This window comes from Streptomyces sp. NPDC007905, from assembly GCF_042959345.1.
Taxonomy (GTDB): domain Bacteria; phylum Actinomycetota; class Actinomycetes; order Streptomycetales; family Streptomycetaceae; genus Streptomyces.
The window spans coordinates 113,073-129,245 of the sequence record NZ_JBIBKS010000022.1 but is presented as its reverse complement, the minus strand read 5'-3'; the positions used below and the strand labels follow the sequence as shown (position 1 = coordinate 129,245).

Below are 16,173 nucleotides of genomic sequence, written 5' to 3'. Positions count from 1 at the left end.
CGGCGAGGTCGAGGTGAGGGCCGCAACGCACAAAGCCCCCGTGCCGTTGGGGGAGGTGTTCGAAGTCTCAACCCATCGGCACAGGAGCCCTGTTGGTTCCCTATCCTGCCGCACTCGACCTCCCGCATGCCCTCGTCGAGTGGGTCACCATGCTCATCGTCACCCGTGAGGGCGACCGACGGTGCAAACTCCCGCCGCACCAGCGGGCGCTCGTCGCTCTGGTGTACCTACGCCGCCACGACACCCTTACCCGGCTTGCATCCGGCTTCGGGATATCCGTCGGCACCGCCCACGCGTATGTCACCGCCGTGACCGCCCTGCTCGCCGAACGGGCCCCGGGCCTGCTCAAGACTCTGCGCGAGCATGATCCGGAGTTCGTCCTGCTGGACGGGACCCTTGCCGAGTGCGACCGCGTCGGCGACAGCCGAGCCGACTACTCGGCCAAGCACCGCCGGCACGGCGTGAACGTCCAGGTCGTCACCGACCCCGCCGGTGAGGTCCTGTGGATCTCGCCCGCGCTGCCGGGCCGTACCCACGACCTGACCGCAGCAGGCACCCACCGCATCATCGAAATCTGCGAACGCCAGGGCGTCCCGATCCTCGCCGACTGCGCCTACCAAGGCGCCGGCCCCTGGGTCACCACGGGACTCAAACGGCCACCGGGTGGTGAACTCACCCTCACCCAGCGCACCGTCAACCGGGCCCTGGCCGCGGCGAGAGCACCAGTCGAACGCGGCATGGCACGGCTGAAGTCCTGGCAGATCTTCCGCAGGTCCCGGATCAGCCCCAACCGCATGACCGTCATCACCAAAGCCGTCCTCACCCTGGAGCGTCAACGCTGAAAACGCTCACTGAACCTCTTTCATCCTGAATAGTCGCAGGTCAGCAGTACGTGGATGGCTTGGACGGTGCGGCTGATGCGGCGGGTGGAGGAGCGTGCCCTGCGCATGATGGTCCAGGACTTGAGCCGGGCGAAGGCGCGTTCGCCGGGGGCTCGGAGCCGGGCGTGGTCGCGGTTGAACTGCTGGTAGTGCTCGGGCTGTTCGCTGTGGTGGTAGTACGGGGTGCGGAATGTGGCGCCGGCGCCCTGGTAGGCGCGGTCCGCCAGCACGAGGATCTGTCGGGTCAGGCAGGCTTGGGCGATGCCGTGGGCGCGGGCCGAGGTCAGGTCATGTGTGCGGCCGGGTGTCGCGCGGGAGAACCACAGCGGTGTGCCGTCAGGGCGGGCGATGACTTGTACGTTCATGCCGTGCTTCTTGTGTTTCTGCGAGTAGTACGGCTGATCGGCGCGGACGCGGCCGGTGGGGATCAGCGTGCCGTCAACGATGACGTGGTCGCCCTCACCGAGGCCGGTGAGGGCTTCTTGGAGACCTGGGGCCCAGGAAGCCAGCACGTCCAGGGCCTCGTCCACGTAGCGCCAGGCGGTGGCCTGCGATATCGCGAACCCGGCGCCGAGCTGGGCGAACGTCTCGTTCTTACGCAGGTGGACCAGCGTGAGCAGCGCCTGGTCGAAGCAGCCGAGCTTCCGCCAGCGGGTGTTACGTGCGCGGCGGTGCTCGTACAGCAGCCAGGCAACGTGCTCAACGAGCTCATGCGGGACGTCGAGCGTGGCAGGATACGGAACCAACAGGGCCCCTTCGGTCGCCGGTGTGCTGAGTGGAATCACCACGCCAACGACGAGGGGCCCTGCCTCGTCACCACACTCACTGACCAGCCCATTTCACCCGCCAGCACAGGATGAAAGAGGTTCACTGATGCCCTCCGCCGGCCGGTAGCAGCCTGGTCAGGCTGCAAATGTCTGCAGAGCGGTTCGACGGCGGCCGTCTGGCGCCGGAGCGCCTGACGGGCCGCCGCGTGCTCGATGCGGCCCGTCAGGGGGTGGCTGGTCAGGATTCAGGCGTGGCGCTCTCGCTGTTGCCGGTCCCGTTCTCCGCGTCTGCGTTCTTGGTGTCCGGCGGCGTACTGCGGAAGGCGTGCCAGGCGCAAGCCTCGATGCCGGTGAGTACGGCCAGCGCCCCGTAGAGGCTGGTCCAGATCCACGAGTCGTGCCGGATGCAGCTGGTGGTGGTGGCGACCGCGAGGAACACGGCGGACAGCGCGTACAGACGGCTGAACTTCCGGTTGTGGCTTTTGAGCTGCGCGGCGTGCTGGCCGCGCAGGGCTGCACTGATGGAGCGGTCGGGGTGCGGCTCAAAAATGGCGTCAGCGTGAATGCGGCTGCGGGCAGCGCTTGTAGGGGCAGGGCGAGGCACAGCCAGGGGGCTGGAGCAGTGAGGAACTGCAGCATGGGATTTCCGTCTCTTTGTGTAGAGGCGCCGGATCGTTGGTGTCCGGGTGCGTCGCACCGTGGGTGATGACCGGGCAAGCCCCGCAAGTCCTGCCGATGCGCCACCGCGAAAACCCTCATCACCGAATTCGCCCGCTACCTCGGCATCCCCGTGGCCACCCGCATGAACCAGACCCAGATCACCGACGCCGTCTGCCACACCTACACCGCCGCCGGCGTCCACCTCGTCCTCATCGACGAAATCCACCGCCTCAACCCCCGCACCACCACCGGCGCCCAAACCGCCGACCTCCTCAAAGACCTCACCGAACGCCTCCCCGCCACCTTCGTCTACGCCGGCATCAACGTCACCGACACCCCCCAGGGTCTTTGAGAAGTGATCTTGTGTCCGGGTTCGTCAGGTCAGTCCGAGGGCGGTGAGGGGCCGCTGGTGGTCGCGACCGGTGCGGCGTAGGGCGGCGGCGATGTTGGTGTGGCCGTCTTGGCGGTGGATGCCGATGGCGAGGTTGCGCAGGCCGGCCATGACGCGGGGCAGGTTGCGGGTGCGGATCTTTGAGGCGTCCTCGTGGAAGGTGCGGTCGCGGACGTGGTGGAGTTGGTTCTCGATGTGCCAGTGTCCGCGGATCCAGGCCGCGAGTTCGCTGCCGGTGGCCGCGCCGGGCGGCAGGCTCGTGACCAGGTAGATTCGCTCGATCGTCAGCTTGCCGGTGCCCATGTCCCGTCTCCAGCGCACGACTTGGAGGGCCTGGCGTGCGTGGGGATAGTCGATGTGCGCAAATGCGGTGGTCTTCAGCCGGCGGATTTCGTCGCGGTGATGGGCCCGGGTGCGCTCGATGTGGTCCAGGCGGATGTCGCGCCAGGGAAGGCGGCGGACTCGCTCATGGAGTCCGGGGTGGTTCCGCTTGACGACGGCCAGGTAGTGAGCTCCGCGTTCGTGCAGGTAGGAGGCGTGGTCGTGCTGGGTGTGGAGGGCGTCGGCGGTGATCACCGCGTCGGTCAGATCGATGCCGTCCAGGAGCGGGGCGAAGGCCGGGATCTCGTTGCTCTTGCCGTCGACCTGCCTTTGAGCCAGGACCTGTCCGCCGTGGGTCATTGCGGCGATCAGGGCGGTGGCAGTCTTCTGTCGGGTGCGGGAGCCGCGGAGTGTCTTGCCGTCGACGGCGATGAGCCTGCGACCGGCGGCCGGCGCCTGGCGTTCCTGGAGGAAGCGTCCGATGGCCCGGTCCAGGGCGTCGCCGTCCGCGGCGGCCAGGACGAGGCGGATGGTCGTGGCATGGGGCGGCCGGAACAGGCCGGTCAGCGGGTCAGGGCGGAACCCGAGCAGGGCCAAGACGCGCTGCGGCGCGTCGGCGACCCACTCACCGATTGCCGTGATCGAGACGGCGCCAGACAGAACGGCGGCGGCCGCTGCGGCGAGCAGGGCCGTCCACGGGTGCCGGATGCCACGACGGGCCCGTGGATCAGGTACCTCGACCAGATACTTCCGCAGGTCAGCGACCGTCTCCGGCGGGGCTGGACCGGAGGAGTCCCCCAGTTGTCGCAGGTATGAGGGCATACGGGAAGATGGGCTCGCAGGCATGGACTCGCTCGGTGCTCATACGGACTCGACACCCACATGATCACCAGCGGCCATGCCTGTTCCGCGTCCGGGGGGCCACTGCCTACAGAAGCTGACAACCCGTCACGTGCAGCACTCACCAGGCGAACCGCCCACCTCGAGACTTCTCAAAGACCCTGACCGCGGCAGGGAGTGTAAATCGCTTGACAGACCCGACCGTGGCAGCGGTCCAGCATCCTTCAACCGGAACGGGAGCACAGACCAGGTCGACGACGGCGCCTACTCGCCTGCGCATGCCGTCCGGGCCCTGCTGATCGCGCAGGCCTCCCTTCGGTGGCTGAACACCGCGCTGGCCGAGAAGCTGGACGAACACGACGCCGCTTGTTGCTGTCCGCGCCAGCCGTGGTGTGTCTGCCGCGCACGCCGTCAGCCTGGCCAGACGGTGTAGACGGCGCGCACTGCCTTGGCCGTGGCCGGGATGCCGGTCCACTGCTCCCGGTAGCTCATCCCCGCGGGCAGGTTCTCAGGAACGTTGTCCGATGAGCCGGTGCCGCCGCCCACCACCCGGCCGTGCGCGTCGTACAGCACAACCTGCTGGGTGACATCGCCGTCGATCTTGTCGTGGCTGCTGTTGGTCACCTTGGCCGCAAGGTTGTAGGCGTACGGGGTGTTGGCGAGCAGGTAATCGCGGCTGCCCTTGGTCAGCTTGATCTCACTGGTGGCGAACATCGGGCTATCGACGCCCCCGGCCTGGCCGAAGGCGTCCTTGGCCTGTGAGACCTGAAGCTTGGCCGGAGTGCCGGTCAGGTCAGATCCGAGGCCCCCGCCGAGGTCGCCGAAGTAGTCGAAGGTGGCGCCGGCCGGGACGTTCGGCAGGGTGTCCTCGCTGGAGCCGACGATGGTGCCGGTCTTGTCGAGGGCGCGAACAAGGGCAACGGAGGCCGCCGACTTGCCGGGGTTCTTGACCCGGGCCACGTACCAAACCTCTTTGTCGCCGCCGTCTTTGACGGTGTGGCTCCAGGCAAGGCGTACGGTCACGGCCGAGGCCACCGCGGCCGGTTGCTTGAGCCGACTGCTGCTCGTGCTGGTGCCGGCGGCCGGCTGGTTGTCGTGGCTGCTGCATCCGCTGAGCGCGGCGGCCGCCATGATGGCGGCCGCGGACAGGCCGATGATGCATCTCATGTGAATCCCCCCAGCGTGGTGCTCGCTGGCGGGATGGTCCCATTGACCCCATAGGCGGTCAAATGGATCTATAGAATGCCCAGTTGGCGTGAAGAAGCCCTGCACGGTGGCAGCGCTTGGGTGACGTCACGAATAGGTGACTACCACACGAAAGCTGCACACCAGCTTCACGACTGGCGCTACGGTCGTCCCTCCCGAGCACCCTGGGGGACACATGAGCAACCCGTACATCATGCCGCCACAGGCCACCCGCCCCAACTACCCCGAAGTGGGCACGCAAGCGGTACGTCCTGCCCGCGATCGGCCTCGCTTTCTTCCTCGGCATCGGCGCCGGCGGGAGCGGCCAGGACAACCACAGCGATGCGAAGCCGGCGGCCGACAAGGTGCGGCCGACGGCGACGGTCACCGCGACGGCCACGGCCAGTCAAACGGCAACGCCGGAACCTGCGCCGACGGGGGTGCCGACTGGGGAGCCGGCCAGGCCGTTGCGGCGGTGCTTGCATTGGATCACCCAGCGCCGCCCGTACGGGTCGGTTGCCTTCACATCCGCGCCGAGATCTCCGCCGCCACCTATGCGGACGGCGTTGGTGCAGCCGTCGCGGCGCATCAGTTCCCGGATCGCACCTTCGAACCGGGCATGGTGCAGGCCGTCCAGTTCGAGCAGTTGGTAGCGCAGGCCCTGAGCGCGCACCGCCTCCCATCTGAGCTGCTGGCGCCGGGTGTAGAGCCATCCGGCAGCCGCCACAGCAGCGAGGGCCAGGACGACGACCCACCAGTGCGCTGCCAGCCAGCGGATGACCATCACCACCACGCCCGCGGCCACAAGAAGGCCGAGCATCCGGGCGTCGCGCTCTTGCTGCCGCTTGCCGGGGCGCTTCTTCCGCCGTGTCGGCGGGCGCTTGCGGCTCACCGCCGGCCCTTGGGCGAGGGGAAGCGGATCGGGTATGAAACCGTGGGCTGCGGCTGCGTTTTCGGCAGCGTCGCCGTGGTGTCGAAGCGGATCGGATAGTGGACCGTCGACTGCGGCCGCGGTACCTCACCGGGGCCGCTTGTGGAGCCGTTGGTGCCGTGGCCTAACCCGACCACGGCTAACGCGAACATCCCGAAGATCGTCATCTCCCGTCTTGCTGCCCGGAGCCCACCTCAAATGCCCTTTGACTGCAGTCCCATCGGAGCGCACGTAGTCACGTACCCAAGGCATGCTGCCTCCCCCTCGAAGCAATCTGATCCCCGCCGCTCGCATGATGGCAGCCACCACTGACAACGCTCTTCGGGATGGACACGGCCGGGCCCCGGCCTGGGTATATCTCCTCACGGGGCCGGGCTAGCCCGGCCCAGCCCCGGGTCACTAGCGATCGGCGAGCCCCGCTCTGATCGGTCGGGCTTGGCACGGGGCTAGGCAGGGCGCTGCCCTTACGGGCCGCACTGACGCAGCGGAAGCCGGTGTCGTTGTCGGACATGGTGACGTCGGCGTCGTTCAGCAGGGAGGGAGCGGCGCGCGTAAACGGTGACGTGAACGCGCTGCCTTTTAATTCTTGTCGCCTGTGCGTGGTCTCGGTGGCGCACCATTCCCAGGTGTTGCCGCACATGTCGAAGACGCCGTAAGGACTCACTCCCGATTGGTAGCGGGAGACGGGGGTGGTACGCCCTATCTCGCTGTCTAGGACGTTGCACTTCGCGGCGGTCGGGGCATCTCCCCACGGATAGGTGCGGCCCTTGGTGCCGCGGGCCGCCTTCTCCCACTGCTGGCTGGTTGGCAGGGCCTTTCCGGCCCACTTGGCGTAGGCGGCGGCGTCATGCCAGGTCACCCACACCACGGGGTGGTCGATGATGCTGTCTGGGCATTTTCCGTTGGGCCAATGTTGCGGAGCCCGGTACTTGGTGGCGCGTACGAACCGGGCGTAGTCGGCGTTGGTGGTCGGGTAGACGTCGATCAGGTATGCCTCGATCCAAGTGGGCTTGTTACCTGGCCCGGATAGGTAGATGCCCTCTTCCACCGGGACCATGAGCTTTCCGTCGACGGGGCTCTTAGTGTGTTGCCCTTCGCGGCGTAACAGCTGCTCGGCGCGTGCGTCTTGGTCGGCCGCAGCTCGCTCTGTGATGAGCGCGGCAAAACGCTCTTGGACTTCGGGGCCGGCGGTGGCGAGCATCGTGTCGAGCGCTGCCTGGTTCCCGGGCCTCGGGATGATGTTCTCGCCTCCGGTCTCCCACTTGACCAGCATGCGATGGCTGACGCCGACCTCAGTGGCGAAGTCCCGGCCGTTCCTGCGGAGGGCGGTGCGGAAGGCCTGCACCTCCCGCCCTGTCCATCGTGCGACCCCCGTCACTGCGGCCGCCTACAGGAGATCGCCGGGGATGGCGAGGTAGGCATCACGCAGTTGGGTGAGTGCGGGGTGCTCAGTGGCCATGGGGGCATCATCGATGGCGGACAACGGCCGTACGCCGATTGCGGTGTTGGTGGCGAAGGCTGCGTGCATGCCCTGGGCGTCGGCGAGGGTGAGCGGGGCGGTGTGGTGCTGGCCGAGTTGCTGCAGCAGTGCCATCGTCACACCTGGGAGTACATCGGCCTTGGGCCACACGATGCCGTCTTCGCCGATGAAGCCGACGTTCCAGGTGCCGCCCTCGCTGACGCAGTCGTCCGGACCGATGAACAGGGCGTCGTCATAGCCGTCCAGGAGTGCGGTGCGCCGTGCATGCAGCGCGCCGAACAGCCCTGCGTGTTTGACCGTCGGTACGTCTCGTTCGTAGCGGATGGACTTTACCGACAGAGGGGGCAGCGGCAGGTCGGCAGCCGGCCGGACAGTCACCAGCACGTGGGGGGTCTTGGCTCGGTCGGGGTGGGCCATCTCCACTGCTGGGTCGAAGACCGAGACGCGGACGACGAATGATCCCGTGACGCTCCCCACGGCTTGGCGGACGTAACTGCGGACCATGTCCGGATCCAAGTCCGCACCGAGCACGGTCCGGCAGTCCCTAACGAGGCGTTCCATGTGGAGATCGAGGCCACGTACGCGCTGGTTGTCCACGCGCATGGAGGTGAAGTGACCGTAGTTGGTGAGTGCCAGCGTCAGCAGGGCCTCGGGGGTAACGGGTCGTCCGTTCAGTTCCGCCATGTTCATCAGCATGGCATCAGCACCAGGAAATGCCGAGGTTGTCCAGTGTTTGACGACTAGTAAGTTCGCCAAAAGTTCCTTCCACTGCCCGGACGCGACGGTGTTCCCTGGTAGCTCTCCAAACACACAGGGTCACCGGAGGGTGTTTCCCATGACTGTCGCGCCACTCCTGGCGTACACCTACGTCCGATATGCAACGCAACGATTAGCGACGCTCGAAGTGGGCCTGCACGCGTGCGCGGAAGCGCTCCTGAGCCTGGCCGATGAGGGAGCGCTGGCATGAGCGTCACCCCGCAGTTACCCCGACGGGAACTGGCGTCTGAGCGGGAGTTACCCCCGACCGCCCCGGTCGGTTTCGGTTCAAGTCCCCATGCCGTGGACCCGCAGCACGTGGCTTCCGACATGGGGGACCTGGCGGCCCGCGTGCGCAGCCTGATGGCGCTCCAGCAGCAGCGCGTGTTGCAGCTCCCGCTGGGTGGGCGCTTCTTCGACATCGTGGTCACGGCCGGTGGCCCGCAGGCGTACGCCGCTATGAGGGTCCTAGACGGGATCCAGCACATGGGCGACGAGCAGCTCGACGCGTGCGGGCCGGTGATCGAGGACCCGCATCGGTCGTGGCTCATCTGGCTTGTCCCTCCGGGCACTAGCGAGCAGTGGGGGGCGCACCGGCACGCGCTATGCCTAGGCCGCGCACACCACATCGCTCTGCCCGCGATGACGACGACAGAGCCCCCCGGCCCCTACTGGTTGCGCCCCTGCCGACGTGACCGGCTCGTACCGCCAGCGGCCCTAGGCCAACTGCTCGACCAGTTCCGGCCGGGCCCGGCGCCCCACGAAACGCTCCTCGGATCCGTGCTGAGCACGATCGCCTGATCTCCAAGTGCGTCGTGGACTCCGGACTCTCGCCCCTATTCCACACGCGGCCCGACTCCGTGCCGTCAAAAGGACCCCTCCTCGGGCGGCAAGCATCGATTTTCCGAGGTAGCACCGTGCCCACACCCCTGCAACCCCAGGCCCGTGCCGCCCGGCTGGAAGCCCTGCGCCGGGAGTACATGGCCCAGATCATCGCCATCGCCGCCCGCAACCGTGGCACGGTGCGCGTCGTCCCCTACATGCTCGCGCAGACCGGTTCCGAGCGGCGTGCCGACCTCGCCCTGATAGCGCAGTACGCGACGCAGATGCGCTGGAAGACCACGCAGACGACCTTCGCCGACCTGGGCCAGCCACCGCCGCTCGACCAGCGGCCCGGGTTCGCAGCAGCCTGCCGGTACGCCGCGCAGGGCTACGCCCACGGCATCCTCGCCATCGCCCGGCCGGCCCTCACCACCGACAACGACACCTACGCCCGCCTCCTCGAGCACCTGCACACGCGAGGGGTATTCCTCACCTACCTCCCCGCAGCAGACGCCGCCCCCTAGACCCCTGCCTGGCGGCCAGGACGACCCACTCCCTGGCCATCAGGCAGGCCCACACTCCGCCCGCAGTCGATCCGGCAGTCGGCACGGGCGGAACGCGGCGCTGGGGCCACGCCCCCGACGTCCCCAGCGCCGCCCACACACCGTCCGAAATCAACCGAAGAGGCAACTTGAGTGGACGCCGTTTTCCCGGGATTCATCGACCAGCTCTTGGCACGGGGCCGCGATCCCCGCCACATCCCTGACATCACCGTGTCAACCGTCACCGGCTGGCTCTCTGCCCTGGCGTCTGGTGTTCTGCCGCTCCTCGACACCGGCACGTACCGCTCGGCGGGGTCGTTCCTCGCGCACGGCTACGCGTACCTGCCGCTGCATGGTCCTCACCATGACCGGTACCACCGTGCTGGAGGTGTACCGGGACCCGGACGACACGCGAGGCGGCCGGACGCGGTACGCGCGGGGGTTCGGTTCCGGGAAGGTTCACCGTGCACCTGCACGCCGTGCGCTACCCAAGGGACCGCGGCCGCCATGCAGGTGCTCGCCCCCCGACGGAGCCGGTGTCGACGGGAGGAGTTGCCCGTTTGTGCCGGCTGCAAGCCCGTTCGGCACAAACCCGCTGTCAGTCACCGCTCCCTGAGCGGTTTCCATCGAGCTAGCGCCGGCGCCGACCAGCGTCGGTGTACTTGGCGACACCCACGGCCCAGAAGCCCCATGGCCTCACGAGACTCACCCGCTGCCGGACCGCCTTCGGCGCCTGGACGACAGCGGCACCCGAACGGCATCCCGAAAACCCTAAGAGACAGGAGGCTCCGCGTGTTCATTGACATCCCGAGCGAACTCGAAGCCGCATTGATCGGCCTTCCTCTCCCGACGTGGAAATTGGACGGCTCGTTCCTGGCGACGTCCACCATGGAGCGGTACCGGACCGAGTTGACGGCCACTCCGCGGTTCGAGGAGACCCTCACGACTCTGCGCCACGCGCTAACCGGGGAGGGCGGCGGATACGCCGTGTTGCGCCTGGGGAACCTCGCGAAGGCGCTGGGGGCCGACGACGACCGGTTCCTGCGGCTGGTGACGGCCTTCGCGACCGAGGTGGCGGTCCCCTTCTCGCCCTTTCCGCGGTGGTCCCTGTGGAAGGACATCGGGGTCAAGGTTGATAAGGACCCCGGCAAGTCCAGCGGCATCGGGTACAACGCGTTCCACATGGACCTGGTGAACGGGACCCTGCCCCCGGATTACACCACGCTCCTGTGCGTTCGCCCCGATGCGCTCGGCGGCGGCCCCAGCATCCTCTCCGACGCACACGCGGCGGCGGCTCGGCTGTCGGAGGACAGCCGCGCCTTGCTGGCCGAGTCGGCCTACCACTACGGGACCTTCTTTGACCTGTTCGGCGTGGGCGGGGAGTACAAGCCGTTCCCGGTCCTGGATGGCTCCACTGCGGGCAAGGGGTTCGTCCGGTTCACTGCCAAGATGCTGGAGAGGTCCGAGCTCAGCAGGGCGCACGCCGACGCCGCCAGGGAGCTTGCCGCGGAGCTCATCCGGGGTCAGGTCTCCTTCATGCTCCAGCCCGGGGATTACCTCATCGTCAACCAGCGCCGCTTCCTGCATGGTCGGGAGGCGCTCCGCGGCGGTCAGGAGACCCTTCCGGTCGCCGACCGACGACTGCTCCTCCAGTTGTTCCTGCGCGCGAGGGCCGGCGACGGCTCGGCCGTAGGCCGACGGCACCGGTGACCCACCGAGTCCCGCTCCCGGGTCCAGCCACCGAGCACGCGGCACGGCCACGGGGCGGGGCCCGGTCAGGCACCCGTGGAAATAGTCACGCACCGGACTCCCCGAGCCCGCGCGCGGATTTAGATGCGCGAGTTGCGCAGCGACTGCCACACAGCGCCGGCCAGCGCACGCGTCGCCCGCGGGACCGACAGATGCTCGTGTTCGCGGTACAGCTCCCAGTTGTATTGCACGAGCGACAGCTTGTTGGAGGACAGGGATCCCGCCTGGTGGGCCCGGTACACCGCAAGTGGTTCAGCCAGGCCCCGGGCGTCAGCGCCGTCCCGCATGATCGACAGCCAGAGGGCGTAGTCCTGGCGCTTGCGCATCTCCGGCATCAGCCTCGTGCCCAGGACGTTGCGGTCATACATGGCGGTAAGGGCACCGATATGGTCTCGGACCAGCATCGCGCGGTAGTCCACGTGCTCCCGCGCATGGACCACCCGCCCGTTCGGGACCCAGTCGGTGCTGTCGCCGTCGTAGTCGGCGTCCATCTTGAAGTACGAGGTGAACGTCAGCGGCGCATCACCTTCCACGGCGAAGGCGAGCTGCTTCTCGGTCTTCTCGGGAAGCCACATGTCATCGCTGTCGAGAAAGGCGATGTAGTCCCCGCGGGCCCGCTGCATCGCCAGGTTCCGGGCCCGGCCCGCACCGCCCCGTTCGGGTGCCGACTGCGGCAAAACGCGCTCGTCCTGCTCGGCGAACTCGCGGAGCAGGTCCATGGAGCCATCGGAGGACTGGTCGTCGGTGACCAGCAGCTCCAAGTCGCCGTGGGTCTGCGTGAGCACCGATCGGACGGCTGCACCGAGGGTGGCTGCCGAGTTGTACACGGGCATCACGACAGACACCAGAGGCACAGCGCTTCTCCTTGCCAGACCAGGAACGACGGTCCATTCAAGCACCGCATTCGAGTAGGAGCTGCCATGCAGGTAGTTGTCGCTGGCCAGGGCTATGTAGGGCTTCCACTGGCCGTACGCGCCGCAGAGGCGGGTCACCGTGTCGTCGGCTACGACGTAGACCCGCACCGCGTCCAGCAGCTTGTCGCCGGCCTGTCTTACGTGGAGGACGTGGCCTCCTCGCGACTGCGGGCAGTACTGGACACCGGGGCCTACTCCCCGACCGCCGACGCTGTCGCCCTGGCCGGCTTCGACATCGCGGTGATTACCGTGCCGACCCCGTTGCGGGACGGCGTGCCCGACCTGACCTATATCGAGTCCTGCGCCCGGACCCTGGGCGAGTACCTTCGCCCCGGCGCGACGGTGGTCCTGGAGTCCACGACCTATCCCGGCACCACCAAGGAACTGCTGCTGCCGATCCTGGAAACGACCTCGGGCCTAAAAGGCGGGGTGGACTTCCTGGCCGGATTCAGTCCTGAGCGAATCGCTCCGGGGAACAAGAAGTGGTCGTTCGAGGCGACGCCCAAATTAGTGTCCGGAATCGACACCAAATCACTCGATGTAATCCAGGATTTTTACGGCGACATCTTTCATACCATTGTGCCGGTATCCGGGACCAAGGTCGCTGAGCTGGCCAAGCTGATCGAGAACACCTTCCGGCTCGTCAACATCTCCATGATCAACGAGTTGGCAACGCTGACCGACCGCCTCGGCGTGAATATCTGGGAGGCGATCGACGCCGCCGCGACCAAGCCCTTCGGATTCACCCGGTTCACCCCGGGGCCGGGCGTCGGCGGCCACTGCCTGCCCGTCGACCCAATGTTCCTCTCGTGGAAGATCCAGCAGGAACTCGGCGTCCCTTTCCGGTTCGTGGAACTCGCCGACGACGTGAACCGCCACATGCCCGACTACGTCGTCCGGCGTGTCGTGGAAGCACTAGACAAGCGCGGCATGACCATCAACGGATCCCGAATCCTGCTGCTCGGCCTGACATATAAGTTCAATGCCACCGACCTCCGTAATTCACCTTCGCCACGTGTCGCCGAACTCCTGATCGGCCTCGGCGCCGAGGTCTGCGGCGCCGACCCCAACATTCCGGACGACGCGGGTACCGAACTCAACGTGGTCCGGGTGGATGCGAGCGCGGAGGAGGTTGCTGCCGCTGATGCCGTGGTGCTCCTTGTGGACCACACCCGATTCGACCTCGCGATGATCCAGGAAAACGCGACCTGGGTTCTGGACTGCCGAAACCGCATGTCCGGAGCGAACGTCGAAGTCCTTTAGCCTGTCGCGATTCCCCCGACCGGCTGCCGATCTTCCATCCACAGGAGTTCTCTTGCGCGACGAATGGGAACACGCCCACACGGACTACACCACGCCCGCGCAGCGTCGCATTCCTGCCTCGCTGGCCGACAGCGAGGGCGACTGGCGCCACTATTTGGAACGCTCAACCCCCAACGGTTGGCTGATACGAAACAGCGCCATGACCGAAGCACTCGTCAGCGGAAAACCGATGTACCTGCTGCACACCACCAAGGACATCGACGCCATCCGTACCAGCCGGCAGTTGCACGTCTCCACCGGATGCCTGGTCGGGGCCCTGTACTGCTCGCCTCTCGTCAGTCAGCGTGAGGGACTGCGCCCCCACAACCTCGGCGCCTACCTAATGCGGACGAAGCCTTCCACCACGCCCATGGTCCTCGAAGTCATCCCGGACGCCCCGATTCGGCCCAAGGGCGTCGACTACCTGCATCTCGGTGTCATCCACCTGCGTACCTACGAGCGCTACCAGAGCTTGCTGACCCTGGCCGAGAACGACCAGCTCGACCACGTCGTGCTGACCGGGCTGCGTTCCGCGGCCGTGTTCCTCGACGTCGCCCTGCGCAACGCCACCGGCCACGCCACTCCGGCTCCCGAGTTCATCGACCAGCTGTCCGACGCCGTGACCCACGTACCGTTCCTTGGTTACCTCTACTTCGAGGTCCTGTCCGAATACCTGATGCTCCACTCCGCTACTCCGGAGACCAAGACGTACGCCCAGGCGGGAGAGTTGAACAACTGGCTCTACAAACGACTCGCCTTCGCCGCCGTGGACGGCATGGACCAGTTCTTCGACCTGGCCCGTTTCAATCCGCGGTATCACTGGCTCGCCCAGCTCATCGAAGGTATGGAACCGGCTCTCGGCCCGGGAGTCGCCGAGTACGTCCGGCGACGACTGTCCCACCTGTTCGCCCGGACCGCCCTGCATCCGTCCCAGGACGCAGCATCGGTCACCTTTCAGGGCACTGATCTCAGCACGCTCCGGAACGTCGCGCCTGGGCTGATCGGCCAGATGATCTTCCGCGAGATACGGTACATGGCCCGCTACGAGCAGCTCTACCACTGCTTCGAGAAAGCCAAGGCTCTTGAGGCATGGGATTACTGGAACAGTGAGGGAATACCCACGCCCTTCAATGGAATCCTCCCCAAGGGAGAGATAGGGATAAGTCCCGTCTACCCCCAATCGTCAGTCAGAGTATGGACAGCAGAACAGGACAGTAAGGGCTACTTACATCCGGCCGAGGAGGTCTCGGCCGTCGTCACGCCGCACCTGGCGTCGTGGTCGGCGCCACCTCGTCAGCACGAGAGGCAAATGTCGTCACCGCTGACGCACCATGACGGGATCTCTGCATGACCTCCAAAACCCTGAACGTCCTAACGGGCATCAACCGCACCTCCGAGCCTTCCTCCGGGAGTATGCTCCTTATCAAGGATCTCTACGGCGCGATGCCTGAAATCCACACGACCTTCCTGGGCAGGGCACCGGTCGATCAGGCTTGGACGGCCGCATTTGATCAGCTAATCACGCTCTCCACGACCAAACGCCCTCAGGGCCCCGACTTCGACCCGTATGTTGATGAGCTGACGCGTGAGGTCGGTGCGCTCATCGAGAAGATCCAGCCGCATGCCATTCACGCCCAGTACGTTGGGTTCGCTCTCAGCCTGGCCTTCACTCGAACCGCTGGCAACATCCCGATCATCGCCATCGCCCACGGCCCCGACGTGATGGTGGCCGAGCGCAGCACATCGGAACGCGAGACCATGAATGAAGTTGCCGCCGCAAGCGCCGCGATTGTCGCCCCGACCATTGCCCTCGCCGACCGCATCGACTGCCTTACCGGACGCCGCTTCACGGATCGGCTCACCCTCATCCCGTGGGGGATCCGTTTGAGCGATGCTCGGGTGCACGATCAGCCGCCTTTTCGACCCGCACCCCTATCTCTGGTGCACGCCGGGCGTCTGGACGACAACAAATCCACGATCACCGCCGTCGAAGCCCTCGCTTTGACCGATCAGCCGCACCACTTGACGGTGATCGGCCGGGGAGCCCTGCGGGAGCACCTGGAACAACGGGCTCTCGAACTCGGGCTGCGGGACCGGGTCCATTTCGATCCGTTCCTGCCCCGCGCCGAACTGTGGCGCCGCCTGCCGAACTTCGACGCCTTCGTCTTCACGACCAACGGTCTGGAGGCCTTCGGGCTCGTCCTCATTGAGGCCCAGGCCCACGGACTTCCGGTTGTCTACTCCGACCTCCCCGACGTGAGGGAAATCCTCGGGAGCTCTGGCGTTCCGTATACTCCTGGCGACCCGTGCTCGCTGGCCGTGACCCTAGACGAGATCGGCCGGGACTTCCATCGACGCAAGGCCCTGATCAAGGCGGCTCTCCATAACGCGCGCCGCTACGACATCACTGTCACCGGCCGCCAACTTCGCGAACTGACGCTCCGAGTTACCTCCTAAACCGGTGCTTCGATACCGGCCTCGGGACTGGCAGGGGCGTGTGTTCACGTGCCGCGTATGCCGGCTTCGCCTTCGACCGCCACGGCCCGCTCGTCCTGCGCGGAGCCCTCGCCATCGAGCCGCACGTGATGCTCCTCTCGGCGTTCGCCGCCCTGCTCCGGCGCGCCTACTAAGA

17 protein-coding genes and 1 pseudogene are annotated in these 16,173 nt (G+C 66.8%); 9 read left to right on the top strand and 9 right to left on the bottom strand.

Going from position 1 to position 16,173, the window contains the following annotated elements:
* The first annotated feature begins 92 nt into the window (after nucleotides 1-92).
* Entirely contained in the window at nucleotides 93-842 is a 750-nt protein-coding gene (locus ACFZDC_RS32580) for a transposase family protein (protein WP_391329374.1), read from the top strand.
* Nucleotides 843-862: 20 nt separating this feature from the next.
* On the opposite strand, the gene ACFZDC_RS32575 is transcribed toward ACFZDC_RS32580, so the two are convergent.
* Complete coding sequence (locus tag ACFZDC_RS32575) at nucleotides 863-1,669, bottom strand: transposase family protein (protein ID WP_391329373.1); 807 nt, start codon at nucleotides 1,667-1,669, stop codon at nucleotides 863-865.
* Nucleotides 1,670-1,886: 217 nt separating this feature from the next.
* Nucleotides 1,887-2,252, bottom strand: a complete 366-nt coding sequence (locus ACFZDC_RS32570) for a hypothetical protein (RefSeq protein WP_391329372.1) — start codon at nucleotides 2,250-2,252, stop codon at nucleotides 1,887-1,889.
* Between the two features lie 135 nt (nucleotides 2,253-2,387).
* Here ACFZDC_RS32570 and ACFZDC_RS32565 point away from each other — a divergent pair.
* A pseudogene (locus ACFZDC_RS32565) lies at nucleotides 2,388-2,648 on the top strand (TniB family NTP-binding protein); the annotation flags it as partial.
* Between the two features lie 36 nt (nucleotides 2,649-2,684).
* Here ACFZDC_RS32565 and ACFZDC_RS32560 read toward each other — a convergent pair.
* From ACFZDC_RS32560 to ACFZDC_RS32535, 6 genes are all read right to left on the bottom strand, one after another.
* On the bottom strand, nucleotides 2,685-3,842 hold the full coding sequence (locus tag ACFZDC_RS32560) for an ISAs1 family transposase (protein WP_391329371.1): 1,158 nt from the start codon (nucleotides 3,840-3,842) through the stop codon (nucleotides 2,685-2,687).
* A 429-nt stretch (nucleotides 3,843-4,271) separates the two neighbouring features.
* Nucleotides 4,272-5,027 carry a hypothetical protein gene (locus ACFZDC_RS32555; RefSeq protein ID WP_391329370.1) on the bottom strand — a complete coding sequence of 252 codons (756 nt, stop codon included), beginning with the start codon at nucleotides 5,025-5,027 and terminating at the stop codon, nucleotides 4,272-4,274.
* Between the two features lie 424 nt (nucleotides 5,028-5,451).
* The gene (locus ACFZDC_RS32550) at nucleotides 5,452-5,937 is read right to left on the bottom strand and encodes a restriction endonuclease (RefSeq protein ID WP_391329369.1); all 486 of its coding nucleotides are present in this window, start codon (nucleotides 5,935-5,937) and stop codon (nucleotides 5,452-5,454) included.
* Entirely contained in the window at nucleotides 5,934-6,143 is a 210-nt protein-coding gene (locus ACFZDC_RS32545) for a hypothetical protein (RefSeq protein WP_391329368.1), read from the bottom strand. The genes ACFZDC_RS32550 and ACFZDC_RS32545 overlap by 4 nt, the downstream gene beginning before the upstream one ends.
* Nucleotides 6,144-6,211: 68 nt before the next feature.
* Complete coding sequence (locus tag ACFZDC_RS32540; protein WP_391329367.1) at nucleotides 6,212-7,321, bottom strand: SUMF1/EgtB/PvdO family nonheme iron enzyme; 1,110 nt, start codon at nucleotides 7,319-7,321, stop codon at nucleotides 6,212-6,214.
* Nucleotides 7,322-7,363: 42 nt separating this feature from the next.
* The gene (locus ACFZDC_RS32535; protein ID WP_391329366.1) at nucleotides 7,364-8,152 is read right to left on the bottom strand and encodes an aminotransferase class IV; all 789 of its coding nucleotides are present in this window, start codon (nucleotides 8,150-8,152) and stop codon (nucleotides 7,364-7,366) included.
* 378 nt (nucleotides 8,153-8,530) lie between these two features.
* On the opposite strand from ACFZDC_RS32535, the gene ACFZDC_RS32530 reads away from it, so the two are divergent.
* From ACFZDC_RS32530 to ACFZDC_RS32520, 3 genes are all read left to right on the top strand, one after another.
* Nucleotides 8,531-9,013 (top strand): hypothetical protein, encoded by a 483-nt coding sequence (locus ACFZDC_RS32530; protein ID WP_391329365.1) that lies wholly within the window; start codon nucleotides 8,531-8,533, stop codon nucleotides 9,011-9,013.
* Nucleotides 9,014-9,129: 116 nt separating this feature from the next.
* Nucleotides 9,130-9,558: a hypothetical protein gene (locus ACFZDC_RS32525; protein WP_391329364.1), complete on the top strand. Its 429-nt coding sequence runs from the start codon at nucleotides 9,130-9,132 to the stop codon at nucleotides 9,556-9,558.
* Nucleotides 9,559-10,368: 810 nt separating this feature from the next.
* Nucleotides 10,369-11,286 (top strand): TauD/TfdA family dioxygenase, encoded by a 918-nt coding sequence (locus ACFZDC_RS32520; RefSeq protein ID WP_391329363.1) that lies wholly within the window; start codon nucleotides 10,369-10,371, stop codon nucleotides 11,284-11,286.
* A 119-nt stretch (nucleotides 11,287-11,405) separates the two neighbouring features.
* Here ACFZDC_RS32520 and ACFZDC_RS32515 read toward each other — a convergent pair whose 3' ends face one another.
* Nucleotides 11,406-12,179, bottom strand: coding sequence for a glycosyltransferase (locus tag ACFZDC_RS32515; protein WP_391329362.1), 774 nt, complete (start codon nucleotides 12,177-12,179; stop codon nucleotides 11,406-11,408).
* 66 nt (nucleotides 12,180-12,245) lie between these two features.
* Here ACFZDC_RS32515 and ACFZDC_RS32510 point away from each other — a divergent pair, with 66 nt between their 5' ends.
* Genes ACFZDC_RS32510 through ACFZDC_RS32495 form a run of 4 tightly spaced genes read left to right on the top strand, consistent with a single transcriptional unit; the run spans nucleotide 12,246 to nucleotide 16,171 of the window.
* Nucleotides 12,246-13,502: a nucleotide sugar dehydrogenase gene (locus ACFZDC_RS32510; protein ID WP_391329361.1), complete on the top strand. Its 1,257-nt coding sequence runs from the start codon at nucleotides 12,246-12,248 to the stop codon at nucleotides 13,500-13,502.
* Between the two features lie 52 nt (nucleotides 13,503-13,554).
* Nucleotides 13,555-14,892, top strand: coding sequence for a hypothetical protein (locus ACFZDC_RS32505; RefSeq protein WP_391329360.1), 1,338 nt, complete (start codon nucleotides 13,555-13,557; stop codon nucleotides 14,890-14,892).
* Nucleotides 14,889-15,998, top strand: coding sequence for a glycosyltransferase (locus ACFZDC_RS32500; RefSeq protein ID WP_391329359.1), 1,110 nt, complete (start codon nucleotides 14,889-14,891; stop codon nucleotides 15,996-15,998). The genes ACFZDC_RS32505 and ACFZDC_RS32500 overlap by 4 nt, the downstream gene beginning before the upstream one ends.
* 38 nt (nucleotides 15,999-16,036) lie before the next feature.
* Complete coding sequence (locus tag ACFZDC_RS32495; protein ID WP_391329358.1) at nucleotides 16,037-16,171, top strand: hypothetical protein; 135 nt, start codon at nucleotides 16,037-16,039, stop codon at nucleotides 16,169-16,171.
* Nucleotides 16,172-16,173: the final 2 nt, after the last annotated feature.

Bases quoted from the DNA above. Each gene is read 5' to 3' on its own strand.
- ACFZDC_RS32560 (WP_391329371.1), bottom strand. From the start codon at position 3,842: ATGCCCTCATACCTGCGACAACTGGGGGACTCCTCCGGTCCAGCCCCG.
- ACFZDC_RS32535 (WP_391329366.1), bottom strand. From the start codon at position 8,152: ATGCTGATGAACATGGCGGAACTGAACGGACGACCCGTTACCCCCGAG.
- ACFZDC_RS32500 (WP_391329359.1), top strand. From the start codon at position 14,889: ATGACCTCCAAAACCCTGAACGTCCTAACGGGCATCAACCGCACCTCC.
- ACFZDC_RS32510 (WP_391329361.1), top strand. From the start codon at position 12,246: ATGCAGGTAGTTGTCGCTGGCCAGGGCTATGTAGGGCTTCCACTGGCC.
- ACFZDC_RS32545 (WP_391329368.1), bottom strand. From the start codon at position 6,143: ATGACGATCTTCGGGATGTTCGCGTTAGCCGTGGTCGGGTTAGGCCAC.
- ACFZDC_RS32555 (WP_391329370.1), bottom strand. From the start codon at position 5,027: ATGAGATGCATCATCGGCCTGTCCGCGGCCGCCATCATGGCGGCCGCC.